General features: G+C 71.6%; 2 protein-coding genes and 1 pseudogene. All 3 read right to left on the bottom strand.

Annotated features, from left to right (window positions below):
• Positions 1–1577 (bottom strand): annotated as a pseudogene (gene pchF, locus HMPREF2886_RS35005) (pyochelin non-ribosomal peptide synthetase PchF); the annotation flags it as partial.
• Positions 1574–5890: a pyochelin non-ribosomal peptide synthetase PchE gene (gene pchE, locus HMPREF2886_RS13120; protein ID WP_033978796.1), complete on the bottom strand. Its 4317-nt coding sequence runs from the start codon at positions 5888–5890 to the stop codon at positions 1574–1576. The gene pchE and the pseudogene pchF, both read right to left, overlap by 4 nt.
• Before the next feature lie 193 nt (positions 5891–6083).
• A complete protein-coding gene (gene pchR, locus HMPREF2886_RS13115) occupies positions 6084–6974 on the bottom strand; it encodes a pyochelin biosynthesis transcriptional regulator PchR (RefSeq protein WP_033972856.1) in 891 nt (296 codons plus the stop codon).
• Between the last annotated feature and the right edge of the window lie 95 nt (positions 6975–7069).

The following is a 7069-nucleotide window of genomic DNA, read 5'->3' as shown; positions in this document are numbered from 1 at the left end:
AGCAGGGCACGCTCGGCGAAACCGGCGGCGATGCTCCGGGCACTACCGGGCAACGCCTGCGGCGGCGCCTCGACGGGTTCCGTGGCATCGCCGTCGGTCCAGGCGCGCGGGCTCTGCGCCAGGCGCCGGAGCTGCCCGACGAAGTCGTCGAACATGGCTTCCGCCTGGCCCTCGGGGAACAACCCGAGGCGTACGTCCCAGCCGATCTCCAGGCCGCCGAACTGGTCGGTGACCTGGCAGTCCAGCCAGACCTGCGGGGTCTGGCTGATCATGTAGCGTGGCGCGCGCGGCGCCTCGCCATCGCCGAGCAGGCGCTGCACGCTGCCGATGCCACTGGTGAACACCACCGGCATCAGGTCGGCGCCGCGACCGCGCCGGCGCGCCAGTTCGCGCAGCAGGTCGACGCCGCTGAAGGTCGGGTGATCGAGGTCGTCGAACATCTGCTCGCCGATGCGACGGGCGCGCTCGACGAAACTGTCGCCGTGGCGGCTGTCCACCGCCAGCAGGCTGAGCGCGGTGAAGTCACCGAGCACCTGCGCCAGCTGCGGATGCAGCGGCGGCCGGTTGAGTACCGTCAGGTTGAGACAGAACGCCGGTGCCTGGCTCCAGCGACCGATGGTCTCGGCGAAGGCTGCCAGGGCCACGCCGGCAGCGCTCAGGCCGTGTTCGCCGGCGCGCGCGCCGAGCGCCTGCCAGGCGGCCTCGTCGAGGCGCGCATGGAAGTGCCGGAAGCGCGTGGACCGGGTATCCGGCTGCACCCGCAGCGGCAGGTCGGGACGCCCCGGTAGCGCGTCGAGACGCGCCAGCCACCAGTCGCGGTCGCGCTGCCAGGCTTGCGACTGGCGTCGGCGCTGCTCGACGCCGACATAGTCGCGGAAGGTCGCCTCCAGCGGTTCCGCCGTCCATTGCGGATCGAGATAGCGGCGGCGCCATTCGCCAAGCAGCAGTTGCAGGCTGGCGTAGTCGACCAGGGTGAAATCCACCGAGCAGTGCAGCACGCAGGCATCCCGGCCGATACTCAGCTCGGGGCGCAGGACCGGCCACTGGTCGAGCGCCGCACAGGCGTGGTCGAGGCGTTCGCGGACCCGCTCCAGGTGCGTCTGGAAAGCGGCCTCGTCGAGCCCCGCGCAGGCATGCACGGTCAACCGCTGCCAGGGCACCTCCGGCAGTACGCGCTGCCAGGCGTTGTCCTCGATCACCGCGCGCAGCATCGGGTGGCGCTCGACCATGGCGTTCCAGGCGGCCTCCAGGCGCACCGGATCGGTGTCGACCGGCCAGTCGTACTCGGCGTACAGCTGGCAGGCGTTGCCGCCGTAGTCGAAGGCCGCCTGGCGACCCAGCACGTAGGCGGCCTGCACCGGGGTCAGCGGGAAGCGCTGGTGGGCCAGGTCGGGCTCGGCACGCCAGCCAGGGCCGCCTTCCAGATGTTCCAGCAGGGCCTCGCGCTCGGCCCGCAGGCGTTCGGCGAGGCCGGCGTCGAGGGCGCCCTGGGGGGCGCGATAGCGCAGGCGGCCCGCCTCGCTCCAGAGTTCGATGCGCCGGCTGCGGCAGGTTTCCAGCAGTTCGCCGAGGCTCATAGCACGCCCTCTTCCAGTTGGGTTTCCTCGATCTCGACGGTCTGCGCCTGCAGGTGGCGGGCGAGCCCGGCCAGGGTCGGCCGGCGATAGAAGTCGGCCATGCCCAGGCGTATGCCGAAACGCTCACGTATGCCGGCCAGCAGGCGGGTCGCCAGCAGGCTGTCGCCGCCGAGGCTGAAGAAGCTCGCCTCGCGACGACGCACCGGGCGTTTGAGGACCGCTTCCCAGCACTCGGCCAGCGCCTGCTCATGGGCTTCCAGCGGCTCCTCCACCGAGGGCTCGTCACGACACTCGCCGAGTGCGCGGGTCATGCTCTCGGCCAGGCGGCGACGATCGACCTTGCCATTGCCGTTCAACGGCAGGCTTGGCAGGCACCACAGGCGTTCGGGCCGCATCGCCTGGGGCAGGCGTTGCTCCAGGCCGGCCTGGAGCGCGGCGACGTCGAGCCCGAGTCCCGGCGCCAGCGCCTCGACCAGGGCGATCCGTTCGCTGCGCCACAGGCAACGCGGCGCCAGTCCCGCAGCGGCGAGATCGGCCAACAGGCTCGGCAGCTCGGTCAGGCGCAGCGGCCGGTCGTCGAGCAGGGCCGCACCGAGCAGCGCCAGCGGCGACTCGCACAGCAGGTCCACCAGCAACAAGCGGCCCTGCGGGCGCAGCAGCGCCGCCGCCAGCGCCAGGCCTTCGCGGCTGGCCTCGTAGGTGTGCAGCGCGGCGAAGCTGATCACCCGGTCGTAGCGTCCGAGGTGCTCGGCAGGTAGCAGGCCGTCGTCCAGCGCCTGCACCGCGATCCGTTCCGGCAAACGGGTGGCGGCGGCGTCGAGGAGGACGCGGCTGCGTTCGAAGAGGGTCAGTTCCAGCCCCGGGCGCAACAGCGAGGCCATGCCCTGGTCGAGCCAGAGCCCGGCGCGGGTATCCAGCACCGCCACCCGCAGGCGTTCGCCGGCTGCCGGCGTCGGCAGCGCTTCGAGCAGGCGCGCCAGGGCCTCGCGGCCGTCCGGCAGGCGCGCGGCCACTGCCTGCGGCGCCAGCCAGGGATCGAGGAGCAGCGCGGCCGGCGCCTGTTCGCCGGTGAGCAGGCCGCGCAGGGCGTTGCCCATCGCGGTAAGCCCCGTGGCCTGCCAGCCGAGCCGGCGCAACGCCTCGTCGAGCGGCGGCAGCGCGCTGGCGGCGGAGTCCGCCAGCCAGTCCAGCCAGCGCCGGCGCAAACCGTCGTCCAGCTCCAGCGGCGCCTCCAGCAGCGCGCCGAGGATTTCCCGAGTGAGTACCGCCTCGGCCTCTGCCAGGCCGGCGAAGGGCTGTGCGGCCGGCAGTTCCATGGAGCCTTCGGCCCGTGGCGCCAGGTGCGGTACCAGCACCGCGCCGAGACTTGCCACGCCACCGCCGAGCACCGCCGCGCAGGCGCTCTCCACGCCAGCCTGGGCGCACAGCGCGGCCTCCACCTCGCCCAACTCGATGCGCTGGCCGCGCACTTTCACCTGCTGGTCGACCCGACCGAGGAATTCCAGGGTACCGTCGACCCAGTAGCGACCGCGATCGCCGGTGCGATACCAGCGGCCCTGGGTATCGTGGACGAAGCGCCGGGCGCTGAGTTCGGGATCGTTGCGATAGCCGCGGGCCAGGCTGGCGCCGCCGATCCACAGCTCGCCGACCACCAGGTCCGGCACGTCGCGCCCGTGGGTGTCGACCACCCGGTAGGCCTGTCCCGGCAATGGCCGGCCGTAGGGAATCGAACGCCAGTGCGGCGGCACCGTATCGACGCTCTGCAGGTTCGACCAGATGCCCGCTTCGGTAGCGCCACCCAGCACATGCAGGCGGCAGCCTTCGGCACAACGCGGGCGCAGGCGGCCGGGCAGGTCCAGGGCCACCCAGTCGCCGGACAGCAGCACCGCCCGCAGGCTGCGATAGTCGGCCTGGCTCGCCGGCAGGCTGAGGGCCATCTCCAGCAAGGCCGGCGCCGAGTTCCACAGGCTCACCGCATGCCGCTGGATAGCCTCCGCCCAGGCGGCGGCATCGCGCGCCTGTTCCTGGGCCGGCAGGACCAGGCTGGCACCGGCGCCGAGGCCGCCGAACAGGTCGAAGACCGACAGATCGAAGTCCAGCGCGGAGACCGCCAGCAAGCGATCCGATGCATCCACCCGCAGCAGGTCGAGCAGCGCGTCGATGGTATTGATCGCCGCCGCGTGGCTGACCTCGACGCCCTTGGGCACCCCGGTGGAGCCCGAGGTGTAGATCACATAGGCGCTCGCCTGCGGCGCCAGCGGCACGGGGGCGGCCAGCGCCGGGCCGCGCAGCAGGCGCTGGACATCCAGGCGCGGCGGCAAGGCCTGCGGATCGTCCTCCTCGGTGATCGCCAGGCATACCCCGGCGGCCTCTTCGATCAGGCGCCGCCGTGCGGGCGGCTGGTCGATGTCCAGCGGCACGTAGCAAGCGCCTGCGGCTAGCACGCCGAATACCGCCGCGACCTGCTGCGGTCCGCGCGGCAGGCTGACCTCGACCGCGTCGCCAGGGCGCACCCCGGCTTCGCGCAGGCCGCCGGCGATGCGCAGCGCACGCTCGGCCAGTTCGCCACGGGTGACACGTCGGTCGCGATAGAGCAGCGCGTCGGCATCCGGCGCCTCGGCGGCGCGAAGGAAGAAATCGCGATGCAGGGTACGCGCCATGGCGCATGCCGGCTGGCCGTTGAGCAGGGCCCGGCGCGCCTGCTGTGCCCAGGGCAACGGCAGATCGGCGGGCTGCTCCCAGGCGCTGTCGCAGAGACGCTGGAGCAGCCCCACGTAGGCTTCGAACATGGTTTCCGGCAGGCCTTCGGGGAACAGGCCGACGACGCTGTCCCAGGCCAGCAGGATACCGTCGCCCACCCGGTAGAGCTGGTGGTCGAGCCAGACCTGCGGAGTCTGCGAGAGCATGTCGTGGAGATCGCCGAAAGCGTCGCGGAAGGCCGCCGGGACAAAGCCCTCCTCGCCCAGGTTACTGGCGAACACCACCGGCGCCGAACGCGGCTGGCCCTGCCGGCGCGCCTCGCGGAGCACCTCCAGGGCGGGGAATGCGGCGTGGTCGATGGCTCCGTGGAGGTTGCGCTGGAAGCTCTTCACCGCCTCGGCGAAGGACACCCCGGCCTGCATCCGGCACTCCAGCAGCAACAGGGTGGTGAAGTCGGCGATCACCTCGCCGATACGCGGGTCGTCGGCATGCCGATCGAACAGCGGCACGTTGAGGAGAAATTCCGCGGTTTCGCTCCAGCGCGCCAGGACCAGCGCGAAGGCGCAGCCGAACACGCTGGACAAGGTCACGCCATGCTGCGCGGCAAGACGCTCCAGGCGCCGGCTCTCGCCGGCGCAAAGCTGGAATGCCAGGCGCCGGGTGCGCGGCTGGCGGATGCTTTCCGGCGCGCAGGCCAACGGCAGGGCCGGCGCGTCCGGCAAGCGCGGCAGGCGTTCCAGCCAGTAGTCGCGGGCCCGCGCCGCGGCCTCGGCGCGTTGCGCCGCACGGCGCGCCAGGTAGTCGGCGAAATGCAGCGCCGGCGGCTCCGCCAGACGCTCCGGCGCCAGGTAGGCGACGCCCAGTTCGGCCAGCAGCAGGCGCAGGCTTTCGACATCGGCGGCAAGCAGATCGAGACTCAGCCAGAGGCGATCCTCGCCGCCCGGCATGCGCACCAGCCCGAGCAGGAACACCTGGCCACGCTCCACCGCCAGGCATTCATGGGCGCGCCAGTCGCGCAGCGCCTGCCAGTCGCGCTCGGCCTCGTCCACCTGCAAGGTGCGCCAGTCCTGCAGGTCGAAGCAGGGCAGCGGCGGCGTCGGAAGGATCTGCTGGCGACCGTCGAGGAAGCGCGCCCGCAGCATCGGGTGGCGTTGACGCACGCACTCCGCCGCCGCGGCCAGGCGTTGCGGGTCGACATCCCGCGCGCGGAATTCCAGGAAGGCATGGCAGCTGACGTTGCCCAGCACCTCGCCGGCGCCACGTCCCAGCCAGTAGGCCTGCTGCACGGAAGACAGCTCGAACGGCTGGTCGCGATCCTGCGCCGTCGGCAGCGCGACCGCTGCCGGGGCGGACAGCCGGTCCGCGCAGGCCAGCAGGTCGAGCCAGGCCCCCAGGCAGGGGCGCTGCGCCAACTGCGCGAAGTCCAGCGTCGAGCCACGCGCGCGCAGGCGTTCCTGCAGGTACATCAGGCGGATCGAGTCGAGGCCGCAGCCCAGCAGGTCGTCGTCGTCCGCCAGGGCGCGCACGTCGGCAAGCGGTTCGCCGAGCAGGTCGGCGAGTTGCTCGGTCAGCCAGTCGCGCAGGGCGGTACGGGAATCGGGGGGCAGATCCATGGGGGCTCCCTAGGGCAAGCATCTGAGGTCGGCTGCCAGTTCCTGGCAACGATTATCAAATGCGACCTTATCTCACTTGCCTGGGAGGCCTGTCCGACAATGCTTTAGACAGCCGGACTGTTTCGTTAGATGCAGCGTCATCCCGCAGCGGCGACGCCCCTCCCGTGGCCGGGTCGGGGGTCGTCGCGGAGACTCAGCGGATCTCGCTGGGGGAGATGCCGTAGCGCTTGCGGAAAGCGATGGAGAAATGCGCCGGGCTGTAGCCCACTCGGTAGGCCACCGTGGAGACGTTCGCCTCTTCGTCGCAGAGCATCCGGTGCGCCTCGCGCAGGCGGTATTCCTGCAGGTAGCCGAATACGCTGGCGCCGAACACCTTGCGAAAGCCGGCGGTCAGCTTGCGCGGGTTCATGCCCACGCGGCTGGCCAGCGTGTCCAGCGACGGCGGTTCCTGCAAGGCGCCGACCAGCAGGTCGCGGGCGGCGTGGATGCGCTCGACCTCCGAGCAGGTGATGCGCGGCTCCTCGCCGGGGCGCCCCTCGCCGGAAAGGAACTGGGCGCTGAGCGCGGCCAACTCCAGGGCCTTGCCGCCGAGGTAGAGATCGCGGGTCGGACCGAGCATCTGGCAGGTGGCGATCTGCGAGGCCAACGCCTGCATCGCCCGCGGCGCCGGGCAGCTCATGATCCGCGGATCGCCGCCGGGGCGGCGTATCAGTTGCTCGGGCAGCCAGCCGAGGCGGCTGTCCAGGGCTTCGACGCCGAGCTGGACGATGGTGTAGCGCAACGGCTTGTCGGTGCCGTAGATCTGCGCCGAGGTGAAGTCGCCGTCGTTGGCGATGGTGCACAGGCTCGGCCCCTCGATGAGGTGCTCGGGCTGGCCGGGGATCCGGCAGCGCAACTGGCCGCTCTGCACGAGGATCAGGCGCAGGCCGCGCTCCAGCGGTTCCTCGAACCAGTCCTCGCTGGCCGAACAGAAGGTTCCGGTCACCAGCTTCATGTTCGGATCGATGTGCGCGACGCCGGGCCGGTTGCCCGGTGCCGGCGCGGCGGCATCGGCCTGTGGCGGAGCAATGATGGTGATGGTCATCAGGTTTTCCTGTAGCCCGGGCGCTGCCGACGCGGCGACGCCTTCCTGGATACGTGGGGGCAGGGGGACTTTTTAGCGGAGATGGACAAAGCGCC

Source organism: Pseudomonas sp. HMSC066A08, from assembly GCF_001813025.1.
In the GTDB taxonomy this organism is placed as follows: Bacteria; Pseudomonadota; Gammaproteobacteria; order Pseudomonadales; family Pseudomonadaceae; genus Pseudomonas; species Pseudomonas aeruginosa.
The sequence above is the reverse complement of the archived record's forward strand: the minus strand, read 5'-3'. Positions and strand labels throughout refer to the sequence as shown.

Excerpts from the sequence above, each read along its gene's own strand:
- pchE (WP_033978796.1), bottom strand. The coding sequence starts at position 5,890 with ATGGATCTGCCCCCCGATTCCCGTACCGCCCTGCGCGACTGGCTGACC.
- pchR (WP_033972856.1), bottom strand. The coding sequence starts at position 6,974 with ATGACCATCACCATCATTGCTCCGCCACAGGCCGATGCCGCCGCGCCG.